Here is a 26,215-nt window from a genome sequence, read left to right as displayed (position 1 = left end):
GTTCCGGCAAAGTGCCATTTGGCGGGTTGCCGGAACTGACCCCATTAATCCACTGAACGTGCCGTCCTTTTCACTGTAACGCTTCAAATTTCTCTTTCACAAGCGACAGAAAACGATCAGCGACAAACCACGCAGCGCTGATCGCGGCGACAAAATCGCGGGCAGGCAATGCTTGTAGCTTTTCGCTGAACGCGGGGAGATCCTTGCCAAAGGAAAGCAGGAGTCCACCTCGCCAGTATCCAAGACAGGAATCCCACGCGACACCAGACTTGGCGCCGTCCTCTATGTGCGCAATCACGACCGGCGGCGAGCTCGCCTCCGCAGACGGAAAGGATGCGGCAAACAGGCGGTCATTAAAATCGTAATCCACTCCCTCAATCGGTACACCATTGGCCAGCGGTGGCGACACCAGCTCGAAATAGATGCTCTCCGAACCGGGCTGCACTCGAAAGTCATCCCCAATGACCAAGGTCACTCTCATGAGGTAGCGGTCATCCGGCGCGATATCGGCATATAAGGACGGCCCGGCGAGAGACTCTATCGCTGGCCCAGTCGCGCCGGGATAGACGATCGCGACTCCCGATCCGGGCGACGCCGCGCTGTTCGACGTGTCACTGCGATTCTGTTCAGACGCCGCGAGGTCTATCGTGTGCCCCACCCCGTCTATGAGCGACCACTCGCGCAGCACTGCTTCGACTCTGACCGCCGTGTCACTCTGGGGACGCCAGTGTGCATCGTCCACCACCATAAAATGTCGATATTCAACACCCATACGCATACGCTCCGATCGTCAAGCGGGTAACTCGAAATCCATCGTCAGCGTGCAGCCGCGCCCCGGCGCGTACTGGCCGATATCGAGCCGCCCGCCCAGCGATTCCACGCGCTGCGCCATGCCCATCAAGCCGAACGACTCGCTCTTGGCGCGGTGCTGCGGCGCGATGCCGACGCCGTTGTCGCTGACGCTGAACACCAGGTGGCCGTCGCGCCGCGCCAGCAACACATCTACCCGGCTGGCGCCCGCATGGCGCCGCACATTGCTCAGCGCCTCCTGCAAACTGCGGAACAGCACAATTTCCATCTCCGGCGCGATCGCGGCAAACACCGCGTCGTCCGGCAGCGTCAGCGAGCAGGCCAGGCCGCTGCGCTTGCGGAACTCGCCCACCTGCCATTCCAGCGCCGCCTGCAAGCCCAGGTCCAGCACCGCCGGCCGCAACTCGTTCATGATCCCACGCACGCTGCTGATGGTGGTATCGACGTTCTCCAGCACCGCATCGACCCGCTGATGCAGGCGCGCGTGGCGCTCGCTGGTGCGCGCGCTGAGCATGGAGATATCGATGCGCAGCGCCATCAGGTTTTGTCCCAGCTCGTCGTGGATATCGCGGGCGATGCGGGTACGTTCGCTTTCCTTGACCGTCTCCAGGTGCTCGGCCAGCTTGCGCAACTGCTCGCGCGATTCATGCAGCGCCGCCTCGGTGCGTTTGCGCTCCACCACCTCCAGCATCAGTTGGCGATTGGCCTCGGTCAGTTCGGCGGTGCGCGCGGCCACCCGCATATCGAGCTCACGCGTCAGCTTCAACAGCGCCGCCTCGGCCTGCTGGCGCGCCGTGACGTCGGAGAACACGCCGATGAAATGGCTGATCGAACCATCGTCGTCGCGCACCACCGTCAGCGACATCGAGGCCACGTACGGCGTGCCGTCGCGCCGCCGGTTGTGCACCTCGCCCTGCCATCTGCCGTAGCTGCGCAGGCAGCGCAGCGCCTCCGAGTGATAGCCGGCCGGATGGGCGCCGGGGCGGCCCAGGAAGCGCGGATTGCGGCCCAGCGCCTCCTCCACCGCGTAGCCGGTCAGCATGGTGAAGGCGGGATTGACGAAAATGATATTCTGCTCGGCATCGCACACCAGCACCGCCTCGTTGATGCTGTCGAGTACCTGGAAGGCGCGCCGCCGCGCATCCTCGCGCACGTCCTCGGTGCCGATGTCGGTCAGGATCATGCGGCAGGAGCGGCCCGCCGCATCCATATTGGCTTCGATGCGGACCTGGCGCAGTCCGCGCATGGTGCTGCGCGTGTAGGAATCGAACAACGGCGCCTCCAGCACCCCGCGCCCGCCGCTGTCGAGCAAGTCGAGCAGGAAGCCGCGCAACAGCGCCTGCGATTGCGGCGCCACGAACTGCTCGAAGCGCCGGCCCGCCAACTCGGACATCGGCCGCGCCAGCAACACGGCGGCGGCCTGGTTGGCGCGCGTGATGTGGCCGTCGGCATCGAGCGACAGGTAGCCGGCCGGCGCCTGGTCGTACAGCGCGGCGTAGCTGTCGCGCCCTTCTTCGGCCAGGTCGCGCTCGATCTGCAGCTCGGCCAGCGCCAGGTTCTGCATATCGAGCTCGATCTGGCTGACCTGGAGTTCATGCCAGCGCTTGAGTTCATCGCTGCCGGCGCCGTCGGCCGGCGGCCGCACTTTCGGCAGCGCCGCCACCGTCAGTTCGGCGATCTGGCGCAGCTGCACGGGATCGAGTTCGGGACGCTGGCGCTTTTTCATGCTGGTCCTATCCTTTCTGCATCGAACGCAGCTGAGCCTCCAGCAGCTTCGACTCGGTGATGTTGATGAAGGTGACCACCACGCCATCGATCACATTGTCCACGGTCCGGTAAGGCATGATGCGCACCGTGTACCAGCCGCCGCCGTTGGTGGCGATCTGGCGTTCACGGAACACCAGCGTGCGCAACACCTCGCGCGCATCGTCCTCCAGCTCGGGATACTGCAAATCGTTGGCGATGTCGCTCAGCGGGCGGTTGACGTCGCCCGGTATCAGCTTGTAGATATGCTTGCTCTGGTCCGTGAAGCGGCGGATGCGCAGCTCGCCGTCGAGGAAGATGGTGGCGACGTCGGTGCTGTTGAGCAGATTCTTCATGTCGCCGTTCACCACCGACAGGTCGTCGACCTTCGATTGCAGCTCGGCGTTGACGGTGTACAGCTCCTCGTTCAGCGATTGCATCTCTTCCTTGGAGGTGGTCAGCTCCTCGTTGGCCGATTGCAGTTCCTCGTTGGTGGACTGCAGCTCCTCGTTGGCCGACTTGAGTTCCTCGCGCGAGGCCTGCATCTCGGCGCGCACCGCCTGGATCTCCAACCGCGCCTGCGCCAGCTGCTGCTCCAGTTCCACCACCCGCGGATTGCTGGAGCGCTTGCGGCGCGTTTGCGGCGGCAGCGGCGCGCCGGCCAGCGTCAGCATGACGGTGCCGGCCAGCGGGCCTTCGCCGGACATGGGCTCGGCCGTCAGGTCGAGCGCCTGCGAGGGTTTGCCGGCCTCGTCGCGTTGGACCAGGCCGCACACGGCGATCTGGCCTTCACCCTGGGTCGCGCGCTTGAGCAGGTCGGCCAGCTCGTGGCGCAGGCCTTCGCGCGCCATCGCATGGATGTTCCAGTTGGCCTTGCCGGCGGCCGGTTCCAGGTAGGCGCCGGTACGGCCATGGATGTACAGAATGTCGCCATGGGCGTTGACCAGCACGGCGGCCGGCGTATGCTTCTTGAGCAGCTGCTGCTCGACTTGAATTTGGAGGTTACCGTTCATGGAGGATGGTTGAGCTTCGCTGGCAGTGGAAATCGACGCGGTATTGACGCGGGTCGGAAAATAATTAGCGACGCGGTGGACGGAAGCGTCCAGGCGCCGGTAGATGCGCCCCGCACTGGTGGTCGGCGCGAACAGCTCATGAAAATTGCCGGGCGTGTCGGCGCTGCCCAGCATCAGCAGCCCCTCGGGCTTGAGCGCATAGTGGAACAACGGGATCAACTGTTCCTGCAATTTGGCCGTGAAATAAATCAGCAGGTTGCGACAGCACAGTATATCGAGCTTGGTGAACGGCGGGTCGGAAATGACGTTCTGGCGAGCGAAGATGATGGAGTTGCGCACATCCTTGCGGATGCTGAAGCCGCCCTTCTCGGCCGCCATGAAATAGCGTTGCAGCAGCTCCGGCGCCATTTCCGCCTCGATGCCTGCGCCAAACACGCCATGACGCGCGCGCTCGATGGCGTCGTCATCAAGGTCGGTGGCGAAGATTTGCAACGTGTAGCGCGCCGCCGGCCGCACCCGCTCCAGCACTTCGTTGAAGGCGATCGCCAGCGAATAGGCCTCCTCGCCGGTCGAGCAGGCCGGCACCCAGGCCTTGAAGGCGGCGCCGTCGGGGTGCGCTTCCAGCAGCTGCGGCAGCGCGGTCGCCATCAGATAGTCCCACACCCTGGGGTCGCGGAAAAAGTTGGTCACGCCGATCAGCAGTTCCTTGAACAGCAGCTCGATCTCGGCCGGATTGGCGCGCAGGAAGGTGACATAGTCGGCCATCGCCAGGCACTGGTGCACCTTCATGCGGCGCTCGATGCGGCGCAACACGGTGCTCAGCTTGTAGTCTGAAAAATTGGCGCCGGTTTGATTGAGCAGCAGCTGGAACAGCTGGCGCAGCGCATCGCGCTGGGCTGCCGCCTGGGCCGGCAGGCCGGATTCGTTGCTGTTCCACCAGCTGATCACCTGCGCCGCCATCTCGCCCGGCAGCGCCACGATGTCGGCCAGGCCGGCGGCGATGGCGCTGAGCGGCATCGGATCGAAACGCGCCGACGCCGGCTGCTGCGCCAGCGTCAGGCCGCCGGCCTCGCGCACTGCGGCCAAGCCGCGCGTGCCGTCGGCGCCCATGCCGGAAAAAACCGCGGCCACCGCATGCTCGCGGTTGCGCGCGGCCAGCGCCTGGAAGAAGCTATCGATGGGGAAGTGGTGGCCGCGCGCGCCGGAAGCGGGCAACACAGCAAAATTGGCGCCGTCGAAACCGAGGTCGCGGCCGGGCGGGATCACATACACATGGTCGACTTCGACCGGCATGCCATCCTCGATCTCATGCACCGGCATGCGCGTAACCCGTTGCAGCAGTTCCGACAGCATGGCCTTGTGGCTCGGATCGAGGTGCTGCACGACGACGTAGGCGAGGCCGCTGGCCGGCGGCACGCTGACCAGGAATTCGCAGATCGGATCGAGGCCGCCCGCGGACGCGCCGATGCCCACCACCGGCACCAGGCCGAGCGCGGGCTGCGCCACCGGGACTTCGATGGCGGCGACAGCGGCTGCATGAGCGGTTAGTTTCGTCATTATGGCTGGGTGAGCACCGGAACAAGCCTGCACCGGCGTTCAGGCGTTTGGAGGAAAGTGGTAATTGTTAACATCTTGCCAGATGATTATACAAACACCGTCCCCAAACACCAAACTGTGTCGCCCGCGCTACACCACCCTACTCACTTGCCGCATGCCAGCCACCGCCCAGCGACTGGATCAGCGCCACCGCCGTGGTCTGGCGATCGGCCTGCGACTGCACCAGCGCGCGGCGCGCGGCCAGCGCGGTGTTCTGCGCGGTGACCACGTCGCTGTAACCAACCTGGCCGGCACGGTAGCGGTTGAGCATCTGCGCCTCGACCTGGTCGGCCGCCTCGGAGGCGATCTTGCGCAGGTCCTGCTGCTGGGCCAGCGCGCGGGTGGCGGCCAGCTGGTTCTCGACGTCGGCAAAGGCGCTCAGCACCGTCTGCCGGTACTGGGCGATGGCGGCATCGCGCTGCGCCTCGGCGCCGCTGACGCGGGCCTTGGTGGCGCCGGCGTCGAACAGCGTCTGCGCCGCCGACAAGCCCAGTGACCACAAGTTGTTGGAGGCGTTGAACAAGCCGCCGGTGGAGCTGGAGCCGTAGCCGAAGGCGCCGGTCAGGTTCAGGCTCGGGAAATAGGCGCTGCGGGCCACGCCGATCTGCTCATTGGCGGCGGCCACGCGGCGCTCGGCGGCGGCGATGTCGGGGCGGCGCTGCAGCAACGTCGATGGCACGCCGGTCGGCACATCCGGCACCACCACCTTCCACGGCGCCGGCGGCAGCGTGAAATCGCTGGCGGCCTTGCCCAGCAGGACCGCGATCGCATGCTCCAGCGTGGCGCGCTGGCGGCCCAGCGTGACCTGGTCGATGCGGGCGTTGGCCAACTGGGTTTGCGCTTGCAGCAGGTCCGATTTGGCGGCGATGCCGGCGTCGAAGCGGTTCTGCGTGATTTGCAGCACGCGCGCGTAGCCCTCGGTGGTGGCGTCCAGCAGCGCCTTCTGGGCGTCGGTCTGGCGCAGCGAGAAGTAGTTGGTGGCCAGCTCGCCCTGCGCCGACAGGCGCGCGGCGGCCAGTTCGGCGGCGCTGGCCTGCATGCTGGCCTTGGCGTTGTTGGTACCGGCACGCAGCTTGCCCCAGACGTCCGGCTCCCAGCTGCCGCCGATGTTGGCGCGGTACTGGTTGCCGGTCGGCGTGTCGCCGCCCCCGCCGGAGCGGTTGGCGCTGCCGTTCAGCGTCGCCGACGGGAACAGCGAGGCGCGCTGCTGCTCGACCAGCGCCCGCGCCTGCGCGTAGTTGGCGACGGCGGCGGCGACGTTCTGGTTCGAGACTTCGATGCTGTCGGCCATCTGGTCCAACAGCGGATCGCCGAACAGCTGCCACCATGGGCCGCGCTCCAGGGTGTCGGCCGGCGCGGCGGCGGTCCAGCCGGCGGCGACCTTCTCGGCCTGGCTGGCGGTTTCCTTGTAGGCCGACGGCTGCGGCGTGGACGGCAGCTGGTAAGCCGGACCGACGGCGCAACCGCTGGCCAAGGTCAGCATTGCCGCCATCGCGATCAGGGTGTAACGGAAGGATGGTGCGGTGTTGTTCATGGTGTGCCCGGCGCTTCGCTGTGGATGCGGCTTAAATGTTGTTCGGACTTGCCGCGGCGGCGCAGCTTGTCCATCAGGATGTAGACCACCGGTGTGGTCAGCAGCGTCAATACCTGGCTGGCGATCAGGCCGCCTATGATGGCCACGCCCAGCGGCTGGCGCAGCTCGGAGCCTTCGCCGAAGCCGATCGCCAGCGGCAGCGCGCCCAGCGCGGCGGCCAGTGTGGTCATCAGGATCGGGCGGAAACGCAGCAGGCACGCTTCGCGCACCGCCTGCAACGGCGTCAGGCCGCGCGAGCGCTCCGCCTCCAGTGCGAAGTCGATGATCAGGATGGCGTTCTTCTTGACGATACCGATCAGCAGGAAGATGCCGATCAGTGAAATGGTCGAGAACTCCATCTTGAAGATCAACAGCGCCAGCACCGCGCCCACGCCCGCCGACGGCAGTGTGGTCAGCACGGTGATCGGATGCACCAGGCTTTCGTACAGGATGCCCAGCACGATGTAGATCACCACGATGGCGGCCAGGATCAGCAGCGGCAGTGACTTGTTGCTGTCCTGCGCGGCCTTGGCCGAGCCCTGGAAGCTGCCGCGCACATTGTTCGGCATGCCGATTTCCGCTTCGGCCGCCTTGATCTGCTCCGCCGCGTCGGACAGGCTGGCGCCCGTCTGCAGATTGAAGGAGATGGTGGTCGCCAGTTCGCCGTCCTGGTGGTTGATCGAGGTCGGCGCCGAGCTTTCGGCGAAGCTGGCCAGCGCCGACAGCGGCACCATGGTGGTGGCCTTGGTGCTAAGCGCGGAGCCGGACGACGCATCCTTGACCGCAGGCGCGGCCACGTTGGCCGGGGTGGCGCTGGTTGTACTGGTGCCGCTCGTGGTGGTGCCGGTGCCGCCGGTAGCGGCAGTCGTCACCGCCACCGGTGCGCCGTTAGGATTGCTGGCGCTTGGCGCGGGCAGGCCTTTCGATGGCACATACACATCCTTCAGCGCCTCCGGGCTCTTGGCGAACTCGCGCGGCACTTCCATGATGACGTGATACTGGTTCAGCTCCGAGTAGATGGTCGCCACCTGGCGCTGGCCGAAGCTGTTGTACAAGGCGTTGTCCACATCGCGCGCCGACAGGCCGAGGCGCGAGGCGCTGGCCTTGTCGATGGTGACGAAGGTCTCGACGCCGTTGTCCGCCTGGTCGGTGTCGACATCGGTCAGCGCCTTCTGGCCCTTCATCGCATCGGCGAGACGGCTGGCCCACTTCTTCAAATCGGCCTGGTTGTCGCTCTTGAGCGTGTACTGGAAGTTCGAATTGGCTTGGCGCCCGCCGGCCCGCAGGTCCTGCACGGGGCTCAGGAACAGGCTCACACCCGTCACCCTGGCCAGCTTGGGTCGCAGGCGCGCGATCACCGCCTGCCCCGCCACGCTGCGCTGGTTGGCCGGCTTCAGGTTGATGAACATGAAGCCGCCGCCGGCGCGACGGCCGCCGGTAAAGCCGACCACCGTGGCGACGTCGGGATCGTCCTTGATGATGTTGACCAGCTGTTTCAGCTTGCCCTGCATGGCCTGGAACGAGATGCTCTGGTCGGCGCGGATGCCGCCGTTGATCTGGCCCGTGTCCTGTTGCGGGAAGCCGCCCTTGGGTATCGCCGCAAACAGGTAGAAGTTCAGGCCGATCACGAACACAAGGCTCAGCATCACCAGCCAGACGCTCGACAGCGCCCAGTCCAGGCTATGCTCGTAGCCCTTGAGGATAAAGTCGAAACCGCGCTCGAAGAAGCGCGCGATGCGGCCCGGCGGCTTGGCGTGCACATGGCCGGGCTTGAGCAGCCAGGCGCACATCATCGGCGTGGTGGTCAGCGAGATCACCAGCGAAATCATCACCGCCGCCGACAGCGTCACGGCGAATTCCTTGAACAACGCGCCGAACTGGCCGCCCATGAACAGCAGCGGAATGAACACGGCGATCAGCGAGAGGCTGATCGACAGCACGGTGAAGCCCACCTCGCGCGCGCCCAGCAGCGCCGCCTCGAAGCGGTCCATGCCGGCTTCGATATGGCGGGTGGTATTTTCCAGCACCACGATGGCGTCGTCGACCACGAAGCCGGTGGCCACCGTCAGCGCCATCAGCGACAGGTTGTTCAGGCTGAAGCCCAGCAGATACATGGCGCCGAAGGTGCCCAGCAGCGAGACGATGGTCGCCACCGCCGGCACGACGGTGGCGCGCACGCTGCGCAGGAAGGCGCTGACCACCAGCACCACCAGCAGGATGGAGATGATCAGCGTGATCTCGATCTCGCGCAGCGACGAGCGGATCGAATTGGTGCTGTCGCTGGCGACGTCGATCTTGACGTCCGACGGCAACTGCGCCTGCAGCAGCGGCAGCTGCGCGCGCACGCTGTTGACGGTCTCGATGACGTTGGCGCCGGCCTGCGAACGCAGGATGACGATGATCGCCGGCTTGCCGTTGAACAGGCCAAGGTTGTTGTTGTCCTCGACGCCGTCGCTCACCTGCGCCACGTCCTGCAAGCGGATCGCTGTGTTGTTGCGCCAGCCGACCACCAGGTTGCGGTAGTCGGCGGCGGAGCGTCCGCCGCTGGCGTTGGCCGAGACGGAATAGATCTGCAAGCGGCGGCCGTTGCCCTGCAAGGCGCCGCGCGGACGGTTGGCGTTGGTGGCCTGGATGGCCGCGCGCACGTCTTCCGCCGACAGGCCGTAGCGGTTCAGCGAATACGGGTTCAGCTCGACCCGCACCGCCGGCAGCGAGCTGCCGCCCAGTTCCACGTCGCCCACGCCGGTCACTTGCGACAGGCGTTGCAGCACGGTGTTGGAGACGGCGTCGAAAATCTGGCCCGGCGTGCGGGTATCCGACGTCAGCGCCAGGATCATCACCGGGATGCCGGAGGTATTGGCCTTGCGGTAGGTCGGATTGCTGCGCAGCGTGGCCGGCAGGTCGACGCGGCTGGCGTTGATCGCCGCCTGCACCTCGCGCGCGACCGAGTCGACGTTGCGGTTCAAGTCGAACTGCAAGGTCACGCTGGATGAGCCGGTATTCGATTGCGACGTCATCTCGTTGACGCCGGCGATCACGCCCAGGTGGCGCTCCAGCGGCGTGGAGACGCTGGTGGCCATCGTGGACGGGCTGGCGCCCGGCAGGTTGGCATTGACCGAGATGACCGGGAAATCCACCTGCGGCAGCGGCGCCACCGGCAGCACGAAGAACGCGCCGATGCCGGCCAGCGCCAGGCCGCACGTCAACAGGACGGTGGCGATCGGGCGCCTGACGAAGGGTGACGACAGATTCACAGCGCACCACCTTCAACTTGCGCCGGAGGGCTGCCCAACTTGCGGCGGACGCGGCGCGCCAGGCTATCGAAGCCCAGGTAGATCACCGGCGTGGTGTACAGCGTCAGCATCTGGCTGACGATCAAGCCGCCGAAGATGGCCAGGCCCAGGGGACGACGCAGTTCGGCGCCCTCGCCCCAGCCCAGCATCAGCGGCACGGCGGCGAACAGCGCGGCCAGCGTCGTCATCAAGATCGGACGGAAACGCAGCAGCGCGGCCTGGTGGATCGCCTCGCGCGGCGGCTTGCCCTGCTCCCGCTCCGCCTCGATGGCGAAGTCGATCATCATGATGGCGTTCTTCTTGACGATACCGATCAACAGGATGATGCCGATGATGCCGATCACGCCCAGGTCCTGGCCACTGACCAGCAGCGCCAGCAAGGCGCCGACGCCGGCCGACGGCAGCGTCGACAAAATCGTCAGCGGATGGATATAGCTTTCATACAGCACGCCCAGCACAATGTAGACGCAGATCACGGCGGCCAGGATCAGCCACAGTTGATTCGACAGCGATGCCTGGTAGGCGCCGGACGCGCCGAGGAAGGTCAGCGTGACCGAGGCCGGCAACTTGATCTCGGCGGCGGCCTGCTTGATCGAGTCCACCGCCGTGCCCAGCGAAACGCCGGGCGCCGTGTCGAAGCCCAGCGTGGTGGCCGGATACTGCGCCACGTGCGTCACCTGCAGCGGCGCCGAGCGCTCGCTGATGGTGGCCACCGCCGACAGCGGCGTGGCCTTGCCGGAACCGGTGCGTATCTGCAGGTTGCCCAGGTCGGCCGGGGTGGTGATGTCGTCGCGGCGCGCTTCCAGGATCACGCGGTACTGGTTGGTCTCGGTGAAGATGGTCGAGACGATGCGCTGGCCGAAGGCGCTGTACAAGGCGTCGTCGATGGAGGCGGCGGTGATCGACATGCGCGAGGCGCTGTCGCGGTCCACGCTGACGTAGGCCGCGTTGGCGCTGGCGCCGACGTCCGACACCACGTTGCGCAGCTCATGCTTCGTGCGCATCTGCTCCGCCAGCTTGGTCGCCCACAGGTTGACGGTGGCGTTGTCCGCGCCTTCGATCGACACGCGGAACTGGGTCGGGCCGGATTCGGCGTCGATGGTCAAGTCCTGGGTCGGTTGCAGGTAAAGCGTCAGGCCGGGGATCTGCGACACGCGCTGGCGCAGGCGGTCCATGGTCTGCTGCTGGCTGCCGGTGCGTTCGTGCTTCAGGTTGATCAGCATGCTGCCGGTGTGGAGCATGGTGTTGTTGGCGGCGTCCACGCCGACCACGGAACTGAGCGTGCCGACGTCCGGGTCTTCCAGGATCAGGCGCGCGGCCTGCTGCTGCAGGTCCGCCATCTTGGCGTAGGAGACGGCCTTGCCGGTCTCCAGGCGCGCTTGCAGCTGGCCGGTGTCCTGGGTCGGGAACAGGCCTTTCGGGATCACCACATACAGCAGCACCGTCAGCGCCATCGTGCCCAGTGCGACCAGCAGCGTCAGGCCGGCGTGCTCCAGCACCCAGGTCAAGGAACGGTCGTAGTGGTTGATCACCCAGTCGAAGAACTGCTGGAAACGGCGCGCGAAGCGGCTCGGCTTTTCCTCGGCGTGGCTCTTGAGCCAGCGCGCCGACATCATCGGCACCAGCGTCAGCGACACCACGGCGGAGATCAGGATGGTGATCGCCAGCGAGATCGCGAATTCGCGGAACAGGCGGCCCACCACGTCGCCCATGAACAGCAGCGGAATCAGCACGGCGATCAGCGACACCGTCAGCGAGATGATGGTGAAGCCGATCTGCTTGGCGCCCTTGAGCGCGGCGGCCATCGGCGTTTCGCCCTCTTCGATGTAGCGGGCGATGTTCTCGATCATGACGATCGCGTCGTCGACCACGAAACCGGTGGCGATGGTCAGCGCCATCAGCGACAGGTTGTTCAGGCTATAGCCGAGCAGGTACATCACGCCGCAGGTGCCGATCAGCGAAATCGGCACCGACAGGCTGGCGATCACGGTGGCGCGCAGGCTATGCAGGAAGGCGAAGATCACCAGCACCACCAGCACCACGGCCAGCAGCAGCTCCGTCTCCACGTGTTCGACCGAGGCGCGGATGCCGGTGGTGCGGTCGCTCAGCACCTCGACCTTCATCGCGCCAGGCAGGCCCGCTTGCAGTTCCGGCAGGCGGGCCTTGATCGCATCGACGGTGGCGATGACGTTGGCGCCCGGCTGGCGCTGCACGTTGAGGATGATGGCTTTCTTGTTACCGGACCACGCGCCCAGTTCGACGTTTTCGGCGCTGTCCTTGACGGTGGCGACATCGGCCAGGCGCACCGGGGCGCCGTTCTTGTAGGACAGGATCAGGTCCTTGTAGTCCTTGGCCGTCACCAGCTGGTCGTTGGCGTTGATGCTGTAGGCGCGGGTCGGGCCATCGAAGCTGCCCTTGGCGCCGTTGGCGTTGGCGGCGGTGATCGCGGTGCGCAGCGTGTCCAGCCCCAGGCCGTAGGAGGCCAGCGCGTTGGTGTCCGCCTGGATGCGCACGGCCGGACGCTGGCCGCCGCTGAGCGTGACCAGGCCGACGCCGGAGACCTGGCTGATCTTCAGCGCCAGGCGGGTGTTGACCACGTTCTGCACTTCGGTCAGCGGCATCGTGTCCGAGGTGATGGCCAGCGTCAGCACCGGCGCGTCGGCCGGGTTGACCTTGGCGTACACCGGCGGCGCCGGCAGGTCGGTCGGCAGCAGCGAGGCGCCGGCGTTGATCGCGGCCTGCACTTCCTGCTCGGCCACGTCCAGCGTCTGGCCCAGGCCGAACTGCAGGGTGATGATGGAGACGCCGGCCGCGCTGGTGGAGCTCATGCGCTGCAGGCCGGCCATCTGGCCGAACTGGCGCTCCAGCGGCGCGGTCACGGTCTGCCCCATCACTTCGGGGCTGCCGCCGGGGTACAGCGTCTGCACCTGGATGGTGGGGAAGTCAACCTGCGGCAGCGCGGACAGCGGCAGGAACTTGAAGCCGACGATGCCGGCCAGGACGATCGCCAGCATCAGCAGCGATGTCGCTACCGGCCGCTGGATAAAGGGTGCTGATGGACTCATTGTTGTGCCGCGCCCTGTTCTTTGCGATGACGGAGTTCACCCGCCGCCGGCGCGGAAGCACCATCGGCCGCCGACGCGCCATCGCGTTTGCCCTTGCCGGCGCCCGGCAGCGTGACCTTGGCGCCTTCCTTCAGACGGTCGCCGCCTTCGGTGATGACCTGCTCGCCCACTTGCAGGCCGCTGGCGATCTGCACTTTGTCGACCGTCGCCTGGCCGCGCGTGACCGGACGGATGGTGACGGTCTTGTCTTCCTTGAGCACGTAGACGAAATCGCCGTTGGCGCCGTGGCGCACCGCCGTCACCGGCACCATCACCGCATCCTTGATGGTGCGCAGCTCCAGCCGCACGTTGACAAACTGGCTAGGGAACAGCGTCGACTTGGCGTTGGTGAAGCGCGCCTTGGCCTTCACGGTGCCGGTCTGCACGTCGACCTGGTTGTCCATCGCCGCGAATTTGCCGTTGTCGAGCGCATTGGTGCGGGTGCGGTCCAGCGCGATGGCCGGCAACTGCGCGCCGCCATTCACCTGCTGCATCACGAGCGGCACGCTGTCCTGCGGAATCGAGAACTCCACATCGATAGGCGACAGCTGGGTAATCACGGCAAGGCCGTTGGCGTCGCCGGAGCTGACCAGGTTACCGATATCGACCACCCGCAAGCCCACGCGGCCGGTGATCGGCGCGATCACTTTGGTGTAGCCCAGATTGAGCTTGGCCGAGCCTTCCTGCGCGCGGTCGGTCATGACCGTGCCTTCCAGCTGCTTGACCAGCGAGGCCTGCGTGTCCACATCCTGGCGGGCGATCGAGTCCTGGCCCAGCAGCGTGCGATAGCGGTTCAGCGTCAGCCTGGCGTTTTCCAGCTGCGCCTCGTCGCGCTGGCGTTGGCCGGAAGCCTGCAACAGCGCCATTTCAAACTGTCGTGGATCGATCTGCGCCAGCACCTGCCCGGCCTTGACCATCTGGCCTTCCTTGAACAGCACTTGCTGCAGGATGCCCGACACCTGCGGACGCACGGTGGTGGCCGCGGCGGTGACCGTGCCCAGCGCTTCCAGCGTAACCGGAATATCGGCTTTGTCAGCCGTCGCCACGCCGACCGTGGTGGCCGGGCCGCCGCGCCGGCCACCGGCGCCGCCGCCGGGACCACCAGGACCGGGAGGACCGCCAGCGCCTTGCGCGCCAGGCGCGCCGGTGCTCGGCGCCTGGTGCGTCAGGTACCAGGCCAGGCCGCCCAGGCCCGCCATGGCGGCGACGGCGATGACGCTGCCGACGACCTTGGAACGGCGGCTGCGTTGTGGTGGGGCGGCGTTCAAACTCGGCTTGGCTTGCGATTCCATCTTGGTCCTTTTTTATGCGTGCGTGTCCATGGCAAATACCCCATGGCGATCAATCCGTGGACTCTAGCACAGGCACCCTGCCGCTGTCAGTCGCGGCTCCCCGAAGGTTACAAACTCGATACAAATCAAGGACTTTGCGCACTTGGCGCGTACATGGCGTTAAGGTTGCTTTACATATCTTTACCGGCGCGACATCGCTGCTTCACGCTGGCGGCGCACACTGGCCTCGTTGTCTCCCACATTCACCAAACGAGGATAAAACATGAGTATCTTTAATCGCCAAACCGTCGCCGCATTCCTGCTGGGTTCCACGCTGGTCGTGGGCGTCGGCGCCTTCGCAGTCGAACGCCACATGGGCATGGGCGGGCCACACGCCGCCATCGACGCCAGCGCCCATATGGAGCGCATGCTCAAGCACCTGTATGTCGAAGTCGACGCCACCGATGCGCAGAAGGCCAAGATCGAGCCGCTGGTCAAGGCCGCCATGGCCGACATCAAGCCACTGCATGAGCAGCTGCCACAGATCCACAAGCAGTTGATCGAGCAGATGTCGGCCACTACCATCGACCGCTCGGCGCTGGAAACCACCCGCGCGCAAGGCGTGGCGCTGGCCGACCAGGCGTCGAAGCGCATCGTGCAACTGCTGGCCGACGTAGGTGATACCCTTACGCCGGTCCAGCGCCAGAAGCTGGCCGAGCACCTGAGCCAGATGCACGAACGCCACGGCCATCACGGCTAAGCCGTCTTGTGAAGCCGGTCGCCTGTCCGTAGAATGGTCTGCGTGAACCCCAACCATGAATCCCATGCCTGACCATATTCTGCTGGTCGAAGACGACCCCCGCCTGGCCGAGATGCTCACCGAGTATCTGAGCCAGGCGGCTTTTCGCGTCACGCACGCGCCCAACGGCCGCGCGGCGCTGGAGCACATCACGGCCGGCGACATCGACGCCGTGATCCTGGACCTGATGCTGCCCGACATGGACGGCCTCGATGTCTGCCGCCAGCTGCGTGCCATATCCGACATCCCGGTGCTGATGCTGACCGCGCGCGGCGACGCGATCGACCGCATCATCGGCCTGGAGATCGGCGCCGACGACTACCTGCCCAAACCATTCGAACCGCGCGAGCTGCTGGCCCGCCTGCGCGCCATCCTGCGCCGCCGCGTCGAGCACCGCCACCAGCCCGACGGCGCGGCCCGGCACGACGCCGAGTTCCTGCGCTTCGGCCGGCTGGAGATCGACCCGGCCGCCCACGCCGCGCGGCTGGACGGCGTGTCCTGCGAGCTGACTGCCTACCAGTTCGACCTGCTGCTGGTGCTGGCCCGCCACGCCGGCCGCGTGCTGTCGCGCGAGAGCCTGATGGACCTGCTCAAGGGCGAACCGCTGGAAGCCTTCGACCGCTCGATCGACGTCCACATGTCGCGCATCCGCGCCGCCGTCGAGGACGATCCCAAGAAACCACGCCGCATCATCACCGTGCGCGGCGCCGGCTATCTGTTCGCCAAGGTGCAGGACTGATGGCCGCCCCGCGCTTCAGCTGGGGCCTGCCGCGCCTCTACTTCCGCTTTTACGTGGCCCTGCTTTTCAGCCTGCTGCTGTTCGCGCTGGCCGTGGTGCTGGTGTGGCACCGCAGCGGCGGGCCGCTGGAGCGCTCCAACGCCACGCTGGCGATGGTGATCCAGAATTCGCTGGCGCCGGTCGATGCGCCGCCGGCCGAACAACAGGCCGCGCTGGAACGCATGGCTACCGGCATGAATGCGCACATGACGCTGTTCAACCGCAACTGGCAGCCGCTGGCGGTGGTCGGCATGCCCCTGCCGTCGCATCATTGGCAGCAGCACGGCATGGGCGGACCACCACCCGAATCCTATGTACACCTGCCGGACGGCCGCCGCTTGCTATCGAGCGAGCCGCTCGGCTTCACGCGGCCCAAGGCCATGCTGCACAACGCCCTGCTGCTGCTGGCGCTGGGCATAGGCATCGCCGCCTTTCCGCTGGTGCGGCGGCTGACCAAGCGGCTGGAACGGTTGCAGCAAGGCGTGGAATCGCTGGGCGCCGGCGACCTGACGGCGCGCGTGCCGGTCGAAGGCAAGGATGAAATCGCGCGGCTGGCGCAAAGCTTCAACCGCGCCGCCGACCAGATCGAACAACTGGTCGGCGCGCACAAGACGCTGCTGGCCAACGCCTCGCACGAGCTGCGCACGCCGCTGGCGCGCATCCGCCTGGCGCTGGAGCTGATCAAGGACGGCGTCGATCCGAAGCGCCGCGCCGGACTGGAACAGGACATCGCCGAGTTGAACGACCTGCTGGACGAGATCCTGCTGGCCAGCCGCCTGGGCGCCGTCTGCGACAACGCGGAGCTGGAAGAACTGGATCTGTTGGCGCTGGCCGCCGAGGAATGCGCGCGCTACGACGACGCGGTGCTCAACGGCGCCTCGGCCGTGCTGCAGGGCGACCCGCGCCTGCTGCGCCGGCTGCTGCGCAACCTGCTGGAGAACGCGCACCGCCACGGCGTGCCGCCGGCGCACGTGACCATCGCCTGCGACGAGGGGCTGGCCAGGCTGGCCGTATGGGACAGCGGTCCGGGGATACCGGAAGCGGAATTCGAGCGCGTGTTCGAGCCGTTCTATCGCCGTCGCGGCACGCGCGACAACAGCGGCGCGGGCCTCGGCCTGGCGCTGGTGCGCCAGATCGCCCGCCGTCACGGCGGCGAGGCCCGCTGCGTGCTGCTGCCCGATGGCCGCAGCAGCTTCGAGATTACGCTGCCGCTGGCGACAGCGCCCGCATGATGCCGCTATAAGCAGCGGCGCCGCTCACGTTAAGGCGATTCGCAAAGGCAGTGGGTGATCGCGGTGAACGGCTTGTGCGCCGCCGTGATCTCCGACAGCCAACCCAGGTCGTTGACGATGCCGGCCGCCGCGTTGGGCGGCAAGCCGGTGCTGGCGGTCACGCCCAGCTTGAGCTGTGCGCCGAGGGTTTGCGTCACCGATTGCGCCACCGCCTGCGCCGCCGAACCGCCGACCATGTCGATGATGCGGTCGAACTTGCTGGCTTCACGTTCGATATACACCACACGATAGTCGGTCAGCTTGGCGCGCTTGGCGGCCGACTTGAGCGCGTCGTTGTAGCTGCCCAGCGTGTCGACCAGGCCGCGCTCCTTGGCTTGCGCGCCGGTCCATACGCGGCCCTGCGCCACGGCGTCGATCTTCTCCGGCGTGGTCTTGCGGGCCTTGGCGGCGCGGCCGGTGAACTCGGCGTAGATGTGGTTGATGCTGCCCTGGATCACTTGGCCGAAACGCGGGTCCAGCGGACGCAGTGGATTGCCGGCGTCGCCCAGCCAGGTGGTCGGCTGGCCGGCGGTGTGGATGCCCAGCTTGTCGATCACCTTGTCGGCGGTCGGCAGGATGGCGAACACGCCGATCGAACCGGTGATGGTGTTCGGATCGGCGATCACCTCATCCGACGACATCGAGATCCAGTAGCCGCCGGATGCGGCGACGTTGCCCATCGAGACCACCACCGGCTTGCCGGCGGCGCGGGTCAGTTCCAGCTCGCGGCGGATCAGCTCCGAAGCGAAGGCGCTGCCGCCAGGCGAATCGACGCGCAGCACCACGGCCTTGATATGGTCGTCCTCGCGCGCGGCGCGTATCAGCTTGGAGGTGGAATCGCCGCCGATGGCGCCCGGACCGGCGGTGCCGTCGCTGATCTCGCCCTGCGCCACGATCACGCCGATGGCGTCGCCGGTGAACTTGGTGTGCACGCGGGCCAGGTAGTCTTCAAAATTGATCTGGCGGAAGCTCTTGCCTTCGGTGTCGCGGGCGCCGCGCTTGATCATCATGTCGCGCACTTCGTCCTTGGTCTTCAGGCCGTCGACCCACTTGGCCGACAGGGTCACCTTGGCCAGGTCGCCATTGACGGCGGCCACTTGCGACGGCAGGTCGTTGATGGTCTTCATGACCTGGCCTTGCGGCAGCTTGCGCGCCTTCTCGATGTCGCCGGTGTAGGAAGCCCACAGCGCGTTGTTCAGGTAGGACTCCGCCTCGACCGCCGCAGGCGACGGGCCGTTGGCGATATAGGGTTCGCCGAAGCTCTTGTAGGTGCCCACGCGCAGCAGGTTGACCGTCACGCCCAGCTTGTCGAGCGCATCGCGGTAGTAGTTGCGATAGCGGCCAAAGCCTTCCAGTAGCACCATGCCCATCGGGTGCAGATACACCTCGCTGGCGTGTGCGGCCAGCAGGTATTGGCGCTGGTCGTAGCTGGAGCCCCAGGCCACCACCGGCTTGCCGGAGGCCTTGAAGCGGTCGATGCCGGCCGCCACTTCGCGCAGCATGGCCTGGCCGCCGCCTTCCATCTCGTCGGTCAGCAGCACGGCGCCGGTGATCTCAGGGTCCTTGGCGGCCGTCTCCAGCACGGACAGCACATCGCGCAGCTGCATCATCTTGTGGGTCTCGCCGCCGCGCACGCTGGTCAGCAGCGCGTCGCGCGCGTTGGTGTTGGACTGTTCGACCAGCTGGCCCTTCAGGTTCAGCACCAGCGTGGTCTTGGGCGACAGCGGCTTGGCGCCGCCGCCGAAGATGGCATACAGCAGAATAATCAGCACCAGCAGGAACAGCAGGTTCAGCAGTGCGCGACGGCCGGTGTCCAGCGCGCGCCAGCAAAAGGCGAAGCCGCTGCGTATGTAGGAAAACGGGGATCTGCTCATTTGTACTCCAAGTGATTGCGTAATTTGCAAGGATGATACTGCATGCCATCGTTACTGTCTCGGTTTGGAAATCAGCAGCAGCCCGGTGAACACCAGCAAGCCGTTCATGATAAGCAACTCCAGGCCCAGGCGATAGCTTCCGAACAGCAATTTTTGATTGTAATCAATGACATAGCACAGGGCCGGGCCGGCCAGCGCCGCCAGCGGCACCCAGCGGTCGCGCACGCTGCGGCGGGTCAGGATGCCGAAGGCGAACAGGCCGAGTAATGGGCCATAGGTATAGCCGGTCAGCTTCAATACAAGGCCGATCATGCTGGCGTTATCCACCCATTTGAACAGCAGCACCAGCAGCAGGAACAGCGCGCAGAAGCCCAGGTGGACGCGGTGGCGCAGGCGCACCTTGGCCGCGTCCGGCAGGTCGGCGCGGCGCTGGATGCCGAGGATGTCGATGCAGAAGGTCGCGGTCAGCGCGGTCATGGCGCCGTCCGCGCTGGGGAATAGCGCGGACACCAGGCCGATGAAAAAGATCAGCTGCACGGCGGCCGGCATGTGCTGCATCACCACGGCCGGGAACAGCTTGTCGCCGGTCGCGGCCAGGCCCACCGTGGGCGCGTACAGGGACAGCAGGCCGCCGAGGAACATGAACAGCAGCAGCACGCCGGTCAAGATCACGGTCAGCAGCAGCATGTTCTTTTGCGAATCGCGCAGCGTCTGCACCGAGATGTTTTTCTGCATGATCTCCTGGTCCATGCCGGTCATCGCCAGCACGATGAAGAAGCCGGCCAGCACCTGCTTCCAGAAATACGCGGGGCTGTCGACCGAGCTGGTGACGACATGGGTCAGGCCGCGCGCCTCCATCGCCGCCAGGCTGGCGGGCAGGCTCAGGTCCAGCTGGGCCAGCAGCCATCCGGCGCAGATCACCAGGCCCAGCAGCATGCCGGAGGTTTGCAGCGTGTCGGTCCAGACGATGGTCTGGACGCCGCCTTCGTAGGTGTATAGCAGGATCATGGCCAGGATCACCAGCGTGGTCAGCCAGAACGGCACGCCCAGGCTGTCGAGGATGGTCGCTTGCAGGATGTTGACCACCAGGTAAAGCCGCGCCGACGCGCTCAAGGTGCGCGACAGGATGAAGAAGGCGGCGCCGCTCTGGCAGGAGCGCGGGCCCAGCCGCTGGTCGAGATAGCTGTAGATCGAGGTCAGCTTGAGGCGGTAGTACAGCGGCAACAGGATGCAGGCGACGGCGATGTAGCCCAGCACATAGCCGAGTATCACTTGCAGGTAGCCGAAGCCGTCGCGGCCGACGGCGCCGGGCACGCTGATGAAGGTGACCCCGCTCAGCGTGGTGCCGACCATGCCGAACGCAACCAGCATCCAGTTGCTGCGCTTGTCACCGATGAAGAAGCTGTCGTTGGTGGCGTTGCGGGAGGTGCGCCAGGCCACGGCCAGCAGCAAGGCGAAATAAGCGAACACGAGGCAGAACAGGGAAACAGCAGACATGAGAGGCGATCCAATGATTCAATTCGCCGCCAATATACACCGGCCGTGCTGGCTGCGCGGCAGTTCTCTGCTGTTCTCGTTAATGGTTCTCTGCCCGCGTCGCTTGCGGTTAAACCATGACGTCCAACTTATAACCAGAAGTTGACGCAATTCCCACTAACGCTATATCCAGTGGCGTAACCTCCGTATGCGGGCCGGTTGCATCGCTCGGCAACGGCGGCGGTGTCTGCCAGTATCCTCCAGGTATTCGTTCTGGGACATAAACACCAAGCGCATTCCATGCTCCACCAAAGCCACCTCCGTGGCCACCATCGTCGACAAAATCCTCGGGAGGCAGATAGGAAGGTCGCTTCCAGTTGTCTGGGTTACTACAATAACTGACATACTTCGTATCGTTCTTGAATATATTTTTCGCAAACGCGATTCCCTGAATTTCATACTGACTGGACCTCGGATCGATGCCACCGATTGCCGACAGCATCGCACTGTAGAGATCAGGCTGCGAGTCGGTACCTGGCACCCGAAGATTTCCACCTTGCGCATGGTTCTCGACGGCCACGGTGAATGAGAAAAATGTGGCTTCGGCCTCCCTGGTCATGCACCACTCTACTTTTGCCGCGATAGGTGCGTTATCGCCAGGATTAGTGATGTAATCTCGCTGCTGGTAGTAAGCATGTCCTAACTCATGCACCGTCAAATCACGTGCGGCCCACAACGGAGAAATATTCATTGTCTTTGCGTAAGCGTCTATGGCAAAAGTTCCGATGACGATAGTCCCATTTTTTTCAAGCCCGTTGTTATTCAGATGCCCACCACTGGTGTACTGCGCAACCGAAGACTCCATCATGACAATCTTACCGCCATTATTGAAATAATTATTAATGACCGGCGTTATAGTCGGGGTTTGAATGTTCCTCAGCGTGGTTTCAATCGGAAAGCTGATCGACGTATGGGCCATTAGTTGTCCTTAGCTAAGGTTGAGGAGAGCACAGCGTTGACTTCAATGCGCGTTACACAATCTCCCGATTCAGTAGTAACGTCGGCGTTATCAATCGGGTAAATTAAACGCTTCGACACTGGCGGTGGAGCGGCGGGACTACTTGGTCCAGCGTACGTGGTGGTCGGCAAACCGGGAGAGTCAGGCGCGGTTTTCAAAATTCTTTTCACATCGCGATCGTTGATACAGAAATGCTCGGTTGATAGCTCCCAGATCAGTATGCCACCGAGCGAAGAGCCATCTTTCTTGGTTACCAAGGTAATCAAACTCAGCGTCTCGGTCGCATTTGCTTTGGGCCTTCTATAAGTGCAACGCCGATTTGATTCCGAATCAAAACACTCTGCCAAATCAAAGTGAGAGATAACCCGCTTAAAACTATCCATCGAGATTTTTTCCGGATGCATCGCGAAGTACTGGGCGAAGCGAACCGCCTCCTCCCCAGCAGCAGAGATGCTTTGCACTGCAAGTGGCGGGTTATCGGCATAAGCAAACTGAGAGTGCGTCAAGGAGAAAACCAATGCCAGCGTTGAAAAATTTACCGTACGAATATTCATGAGTTTCCTTTAACAGCCTCGAAGATTAACACGGCGGAATTTCTCATAATCTCTCCAATTCTATCTAGGCGGATTTTAATGAGACTCCGCCAAACTCTAGAATCGGCATTCTCAAGAACCAAGTGCAACACCTTCAATGGGTTACCGCATGCAGCGATTTCTCGCCGCCGACGCTGGCGGGACGCGGATTCAGGCGGTCCAGGCGGCCGCTCAGCACGGTAAGGCCCAGCGCACCCAATACCACCAGGCCGCCTACCCAACCGGTATGCACCAGGCCGAAGTGATCGACGATCAAACCGCCGCCCCAGGCGCCGCCGGCGATGCCGACGTTGAAGGCGGCGATGTTCAGGCCCGAGGCCACGTCAACGGCGCGCGGCGTGAAGTGCTCGGCCTGCTGCACCACATACACCTGCAAGCCGGCGACATTACCGAAGGCCACGGCGCCCCACGCCAGCACGGTCGCCAGCACCAGCCATTTGTACGGCGCGGCAAAGCTCAGCACGAACAGCACGGCGGCCAGGCCGAGGAAGATGATCTTCAACGCGCCGATCGGGCCGCGCTTGTCGGCCAGCTTGCCGCCCCAGATATTGCCCACGGCGACAGACACGCCGTACACCAGCATCACCAGGCCCACCGTGTTGGCGCTGAAACCGGTGACGTCTTGCAGGATCGGTGCCAGGTAGGTGAAGGCGGTGAACGAGCCGCCGTAGCCCAGCGCGGTGATCGCATACACCAGCAGCAGGCGCGGTTCACCCAGCACCTTGACCTGTTGCAGCAGCGAGGCCGGCTTGCTGTGCTTGATGGTGGACGGCACGAACAGCAGGCTGCCGACAAAGGCCAGCACGCCCAGCGCGGACACGGCGAGGAAAGTCTCGCGCCAGCCGAAGTGCTGGCCGATGAAGGTGCCCAGCGGCACGCCGGTCACCAGCGCCACGGTCAGGCCGGTGAACATGATGGCGATCGCGCTGGCGGCCTTCTCCTTGGGCACCAGCGAGGTGGCGATGGTCGAACCGATCGAGAAGAACACGCCGTGCGCCAAGCCGGTCAGGATGCGGGCGATCACCAATGATTCGTAGCTGGGCGCTTTCCACGCCAGCAGATTGCCGAGGGTGAACAGGACCATCAGCGACACCAGCAGCGCCTTGCGCGGCACCTTGCCGGTCAGCGCGGTCAGCACCGGCGCGCCGACGGCCACGCCCAGCGCGTACAGGCTGACCAGCAGGCCGGCCGAGGGCAGGTTCACTCCCAGATCGGCGGCGATGGTCGGCAACAGGCCGACGATGACAAATTCGGTGGTCCCGATGGCAAAAGCGCTGATGGTCAGCGCCAGCAAGGCAATAGGCATGACATTCACTCCTGAAAAGTTGATGTCATGCAGTATCAGGATTTTCTTTGATGAGAAAAAGACTCCAAACTGGCAAAGATATTTGAAGTAACAGCAACAATCATTATTCCACCCTGGTCGGCTCCGCACCATCGGCGGTCATTTTGACCTGACAGCCATCTTCGCTCGGAGTTAAGATAGGTAGAATAGCAACCGGTTGTACTATGGCGCCACGATGAATTCCGAGAAACTTGCCCTGCTGCTGACGCGTGAAATGCCCTACGGTAAATACAAAGGCCGCGTCATCGCCGACCTGCCCGGCCACTACCTGGGCTGGTTCGCGCGCGAGGGCTTCCCCTCCGGCGAACTGGGCGGCCTGATCGCGCTGATGTACGAGCTCGACCACAACGACCTGCGCAGCCTGCTCGATCCACTGCGCCGGGGGCGGTCGCGCTGAGCGGCCGGTCTGTCAGGTCACCCCGCCTGCCGCACCGGGTCCTCGTCGCTGCAACCGCTTTCCACTTTATCCAACGCTTCTGACAGCGCAAGGCGTAGCACCGACAGCGAGTGCGCCTTGCTCTCCACTTCACGAATTTTTTCGCGTATCAGCAGGCGTTTTTTGCTTGGCGCCAGCGCTTCCTGCTCCCAGGCGCCGATCACGCCGGCGATCTCCTTCAGCGTAAAGCCGAGCGCCTTGGCGTGCGTAATGAGCTCGATGCGCCGCAATGCCAGCGCCGAATACTCCTTGTAGTTGTTGCTCAGATGCGGCTGGGCGGCCTCGCTGAGCAAGCCCATGCGTTCATAGAATCGGACCGTGTCGCGCGACACGCCGGACCTGGATGCAATTTCACCAATGCGCATTAGCATTTCCCTTCTTATCGTTGAAAACAGTGATTGACCGTGGACCTTGGTCCACGCTTTACAGTCAATGCTCTCTCAACAAATCATTTCATCATGCGACCACTCAACTATCGCAACACCACCATCATGGTAACAGGCGCCTCATCCGGAATCGGCCTGGCATACGCCCACACGCTGGCGGCACGCGGCGCGAACTTGCTCCTTGTCGCGCGGTCGGAGGACAAGCTCAACGTCCTGGCGCGGGAACTGGCGCAGCGCCACGGCATCCGGGCCCACGCTCTGGCTGCCGACCTGACCGAGGCTGGCGCCGCCACCGGCGTCCATGCAAGGGCAAGCGCGCTGGGGCTAAGGCCTGACATCCTGATCAACAACGCCGGCTTTGCGACGCACGGCCATTTCGAAGCGCTGTCGCTGGAACGGCAGCTTGACGAGATAGCGCTCAATTGCCGGGCCGTAGTCGAGCTCAGCCACGCGGTATTGCCCGCCATGTTGCAACAGGGAGAAGGCGCAATCATCAACGTGGCGTCGACCGCCGCCTTGCAGCCCCTGCCCTACATGGCCATCTACGGCGCCACCAAGGCTTTCGTGCTCTCGTTTTCGGAAGCCTTGTGGCAGGAATATCGCACCCGCGGCGTGCGCGTGCTGGCCGTGTGTCCGGGCGCCACCGATACCGCTTTCTTTGATGTGGTCGGCGCTGCGGAGGCCGGAGTCGGCACGCGCATGTCCGCCGATACGGTGGTCGACGCCAGCTTGCAGGCGTTGGATCACGGCCGCAGCCACATCGTTCCCGGCGGAGCAAATCGGATGCTTGGATGGTTGCCTCGAATGCTACCGAGGCAAACAATATTACAGATCGTCGCCAACATGCTGCGGCCCCGTTCTACAGCATCCCGATATCCTTGAGCCAGTTTTCAACCAGCGACGGCCACGACGAAACCGGATGTTCCTTGTCCCTGAGGCCGAAGGCGTGCCCGCCCTTGGCAAACAGATGGAGCTCCGCCGGTACGCCGGCCTGGTCCAGCGCCCGCGCGTAGAGGATGCTGTTACAGATCGGGTCGACAGGGTCGTCCCAGGCTTGCAACAGAAACGTTGGCGGCGCCTGGCTGGTGACGCGGATGCCGGGGTCGAACTTGCCGCCGGCGCGACACAGATGGCCTGGATACAGCGCAATGGCAAAGTCGGGGCGGCTGCTGAGCTTGTCGATCGCATCGACGGACTGGTATGTCGGCGCGACCATGTTGCTGGTCTGCGCCACCAGATAGCCGCCCGCCGAGAAGCCGATCACGCCGATTTTACCGGGATTGATGTGCAGTTCCTGGGCCTTGGATCGGACCAGCCGGATCGTCCTTTGCGCGTCCTGCAACGCGCGCGGAACCTTGGGCGTGATGTGGCATTGACACTGCTCGTCCCAGTGATGATTCCCGTTGGGGACGCGGTACTTGAGCAGCACGCAGGCGATGCCGCGCGAGGTCAGCCAATCGCAGATTTCAGTGCCTTCCAAGTCCATGGCCAGCACCTTGAATCCGCCACCGGGAAAGACCACGACCGCCGCCTCGGTGTTCCGGCCCTTGGGCGGGTACACCGTCATGGTTGGCTGGCTGACATCGCTGACCTGGAGCCAGCCGCCGTGCCCGTCGCGCGGCGCGACCGACTCCGCCTTCGGCGCGGATATCGCATCAGGTACCGCGCCGGGCCAGATCGGCACCTGCTCCCGACCCGACGATGGTTGCCAAGTCTCCGCTTGTGCAGGAACGTTGCCAATCAATAGAACCAACACAAACGAGATGATGCTGAATTTGGGCATGCAGGAACTCCGGGCTACGCATTAATATTTTAGAATGACAACAAGATAACAGA

At 64.7% G+C, this 26,215-nt stretch carries 19 protein-coding genes; 5 read left to right on the top strand and 14 right to left on the bottom strand.

All coding sequences use genetic code 11. The features are described from left to right. Positions 1-70: 70 nt before the first annotated feature. The 7 genes from KVP70_RS22210 to KVP70_RS22180 all read right to left on the bottom strand — a co-directional run bounded on the left by KVP70_RS22210 (position 71) and on the right by KVP70_RS22180 (position 14,424). On the bottom strand, positions 71-772 hold the full coding sequence (locus KVP70_RS22210; protein ID WP_217944412.1) for a hypothetical protein: 702 nt from the start codon (positions 770-772) through the stop codon (positions 71-73). A gap of 18 nt (positions 773-790) precedes the next feature. Further along, a complete protein-coding gene (locus KVP70_RS22205; protein WP_217944411.1) occupies positions 791-2,536 on the bottom strand; it encodes a PAS domain S-box protein in 1,746 nt (581 codons plus the stop codon). 7 nt (positions 2,537-2,543) lie between these two features. After that, a complete protein-coding gene (locus KVP70_RS22200) occupies positions 2,544-5,123 on the bottom strand; it encodes a chemotaxis protein CheB (RefSeq protein ID WP_229225012.1) in 2,580 nt (859 codons plus the stop codon). A gap of 139 nt (positions 5,124-5,262) precedes the next feature. Next, positions 5,263-6,696: an efflux transporter outer membrane subunit gene (locus tag KVP70_RS22195; RefSeq protein ID WP_217944410.1), complete on the bottom strand. Its 1,434-nt coding sequence runs from the start codon at positions 6,694-6,696 to the stop codon at positions 5,263-5,265. Beyond that, a complete protein-coding gene (locus KVP70_RS22190) occupies positions 6,693-9,989 on the bottom strand; it encodes an efflux RND transporter permease subunit (RefSeq protein ID WP_217944408.1) in 3,297 nt (1,098 codons plus the stop codon). Before KVP70_RS22190 ends, KVP70_RS22195 begins: the two co-directional genes overlap by 4 nt. Next, positions 9,986-13,093: an efflux RND transporter permease subunit gene (locus tag KVP70_RS22185; RefSeq protein ID WP_217944406.1), complete on the bottom strand. Its 3,108-nt coding sequence runs from the start codon at positions 13,091-13,093 to the stop codon at positions 9,986-9,988. Before KVP70_RS22185 ends, KVP70_RS22190 begins: the two co-directional genes overlap by 4 nt. Beyond that, positions 13,090-14,424, bottom strand: a complete 1,335-nt coding sequence (locus KVP70_RS22180; protein ID WP_217944404.1) for an efflux RND transporter periplasmic adaptor subunit — start codon at positions 14,422-14,424, stop codon at positions 13,090-13,092. The genes KVP70_RS22185 and KVP70_RS22180 overlap by 4 nt, the downstream gene beginning before the upstream one ends. A 262-nt stretch (positions 14,425-14,686) precedes the next feature. Here KVP70_RS22180 and KVP70_RS22175 point away from each other — a divergent pair, with 262 nt between their 5' ends. From KVP70_RS22175 to KVP70_RS22165, 3 genes are read left to right on the top strand one after another with little or no spacing between them, the layout of a single operon-like run. Beyond that, positions 14,687-15,163 (top strand): Spy/CpxP family protein refolding chaperone, encoded by a 477-nt coding sequence (locus tag KVP70_RS22175; RefSeq protein ID WP_217944402.1) that lies wholly within the window; start codon positions 14,687-14,689, stop codon positions 15,161-15,163. Between the two features lie 55 nt (positions 15,164-15,218). Further along, positions 15,219-15,941, top strand: a complete 723-nt coding sequence (locus KVP70_RS22170) for a response regulator (protein WP_217944400.1) — start codon at positions 15,219-15,221, stop codon at positions 15,939-15,941. Then, the gene (locus KVP70_RS22165) at positions 15,941-17,212 is read left to right on the top strand and encodes a sensor histidine kinase (protein WP_217944398.1); all 1,272 of its coding nucleotides are present in this window, start codon (positions 15,941-15,943) and stop codon (positions 17,210-17,212) included. Before KVP70_RS22170 ends, KVP70_RS22165 begins: the two co-directional genes overlap by 1 nt. A 29-nt stretch (positions 17,213-17,241) precedes the next feature. Here the strand turns inward: KVP70_RS22165 and sppA are convergent, their stop codons facing one another. The 5 genes from sppA to KVP70_RS22140 all read right to left on the bottom strand — a co-directional run bounded on the left by sppA (position 17,242) and on the right by KVP70_RS22140 (position 23,518). Next, positions 17,242-19,125, bottom strand: coding sequence for a signal peptide peptidase SppA (gene sppA / locus KVP70_RS22160; RefSeq protein ID WP_217944396.1), 1,884 nt, complete (start codon positions 19,123-19,125; stop codon positions 17,242-17,244). Between the two features lie 51 nt (positions 19,126-19,176). Next, complete coding sequence (locus KVP70_RS22155; protein ID WP_217944394.1) at positions 19,177-20,622, bottom strand: sodium:solute symporter; 1,446 nt, start codon at positions 20,620-20,622, stop codon at positions 19,177-19,179. A gap of 109 nt (positions 20,623-20,731) precedes the next feature. Beyond that, positions 20,732-21,580: a gluzincin family metallopeptidase gene (locus tag KVP70_RS22150; protein ID WP_217944391.1), complete on the bottom strand. Its 849-nt coding sequence runs from the start codon at positions 21,578-21,580 to the stop codon at positions 20,732-20,734. Then, on the bottom strand, positions 21,580-22,173 hold the full coding sequence (locus KVP70_RS22145; RefSeq protein ID WP_217944389.1) for a hypothetical protein: 594 nt from the start codon (positions 22,171-22,173) through the stop codon (positions 21,580-21,582). The genes KVP70_RS22150 and KVP70_RS22145 overlap by 1 nt, the downstream gene beginning before the upstream one ends. A 133-nt stretch (positions 22,174-22,306) precedes the next feature. Further along, positions 22,307-23,518 (bottom strand): MFS transporter, encoded by a 1,212-nt coding sequence (locus tag KVP70_RS22140; protein ID WP_217944387.1) that lies wholly within the window; start codon positions 23,516-23,518, stop codon positions 22,307-22,309. 214 nt (positions 23,519-23,732) lie between these two features. Here KVP70_RS22140 and KVP70_RS22135 point away from each other — a divergent pair, with 214 nt between their 5' ends. Beyond that, complete coding sequence (locus KVP70_RS22135) at positions 23,733-23,954, top strand: DUF3820 family protein (RefSeq protein ID WP_217944385.1); 222 nt, start codon at positions 23,733-23,735, stop codon at positions 23,952-23,954. Positions 23,955-23,971: 17 nt separating this feature from the next. On the opposite strand, the gene KVP70_RS22130 is transcribed toward KVP70_RS22135, so the two are convergent. Then, entirely contained in the window at positions 23,972-24,358 is a 387-nt protein-coding gene (locus KVP70_RS22130; RefSeq protein WP_217944382.1) for a MerR family transcriptional regulator, read from the bottom strand. Positions 24,359-24,448: 90 nt separating this feature from the next. On the opposite strand from KVP70_RS22130, the gene KVP70_RS22125 reads away from it, so the two are divergent. After that, on the top strand, positions 24,449-25,261 hold the full coding sequence (locus KVP70_RS22125; RefSeq protein WP_416053852.1) for an SDR family NAD(P)-dependent oxidoreductase: 813 nt from the start codon (positions 24,449-24,451) through the stop codon (positions 25,259-25,261). On the opposite strand, the gene KVP70_RS22120 is transcribed toward KVP70_RS22125, so the two are convergent. Continuing rightward, positions 25,239-26,162 (bottom strand): alpha/beta hydrolase, encoded by a 924-nt coding sequence (locus KVP70_RS22120; protein ID WP_229225010.1) that lies wholly within the window; start codon positions 26,160-26,162, stop codon positions 25,239-25,241. The genes KVP70_RS22125 and KVP70_RS22120 overlap by 23 nt on opposite strands. Positions 26,163-26,215 lie beyond the last annotated feature (53 nt).

Source organism: Duganella violaceipulchra, from assembly GCF_019166075.1.
In the GTDB taxonomy this organism is placed as follows: domain Bacteria; phylum Pseudomonadota; class Gammaproteobacteria; order Burkholderiales; family Burkholderiaceae_D; genus Rugamonas; species Rugamonas violaceipulchra.
This window is presented reverse-complemented; position numbering and strand designations above follow the sequence as displayed.

Bases quoted from the DNA above. Each gene is read 5' to 3' on its own strand.
- KVP70_RS22210 (WP_217944412.1), bottom strand. From the start codon at position 772: ATGGGTGTTGAATATCGACATTTTATGGTGGTGGACGATGCACACTGG.
- KVP70_RS22205 (WP_217944411.1), bottom strand. From the start codon at position 2,536: ATGAAAAAGCGCCAGCGTCCCGAACTCGATCCCGTGCAGCTGCGCCAG.
- KVP70_RS22200 (WP_229225012.1), bottom strand. From the start codon at position 5,123: ATGACGAAACTAACCGCTCATGCAGCCGCTGTCGCCGCCATCGAAGTC.
- KVP70_RS22195 (WP_217944410.1), bottom strand. From the start codon at position 6,696: ATGAACAACACCGCACCATCCTTCCGTTACACCCTGATCGCGATGGCG.
- KVP70_RS22185 (WP_217944406.1), bottom strand. From the start codon at position 13,093: ATGAGTCCATCAGCACCCTTTATCCAGCGGCCGGTAGCGACATCGCTG.
- KVP70_RS22180 (WP_217944404.1), bottom strand. From the start codon at position 14,424: ATGGAATCGCAAGCCAAGCCGAGTTTGAACGCCGCCCCACCACAACGC.
- KVP70_RS22175 (WP_217944402.1), top strand. From the start codon at position 14,687: ATGAGTATCTTTAATCGCCAAACCGTCGCCGCATTCCTGCTGGGTTCC.
- KVP70_RS22170 (WP_217944400.1), top strand. From the start codon at position 15,219: ATGAATCCCATGCCTGACCATATTCTGCTGGTCGAAGACGACCCCCGC.
- KVP70_RS22165 (WP_217944398.1), top strand. From the start codon at position 15,941: ATGGCCGCCCCGCGCTTCAGCTGGGGCCTGCCGCGCCTCTACTTCCGC.
- sppA (WP_217944396.1), bottom strand. From the start codon at position 19,125: ATGAGCAGATCCCCGTTTTCCTACATACGCAGCGGCTTCGCCTTTTGC.
- KVP70_RS22155 (WP_217944394.1), bottom strand. From the start codon at position 20,622: ATGTCTGCTGTTTCCCTGTTCTGCCTCGTGTTCGCTTATTTCGCCTTG.
- KVP70_RS22150 (WP_217944391.1), bottom strand. From the start codon at position 21,580: ATGGCCCATACGTCGATCAGCTTTCCGATTGAAACCACGCTGAGGAAC.
- KVP70_RS22145 (WP_217944389.1), bottom strand. From the start codon at position 22,173: ATGAATATTCGTACGGTAAATTTTTCAACGCTGGCATTGGTTTTCTCC.
- KVP70_RS22140 (WP_217944387.1), bottom strand. From the start codon at position 23,518: ATGCCTATTGCCTTGCTGGCGCTGACCATCAGCGCTTTTGCCATCGGG.
- KVP70_RS22135 (WP_217944385.1), top strand. From the start codon at position 23,733: ATGAATTCCGAGAAACTTGCCCTGCTGCTGACGCGTGAAATGCCCTAC.
- KVP70_RS22130 (WP_217944382.1), bottom strand. From the start codon at position 24,358: ATGCGCATTGGTGAAATTGCATCCAGGTCCGGCGTGTCGCGCGACACG.
- KVP70_RS22120 (WP_229225010.1), bottom strand. From the start codon at position 26,162: ATGCCCAAATTCAGCATCATCTCGTTTGTGTTGGTTCTATTGATTGGC.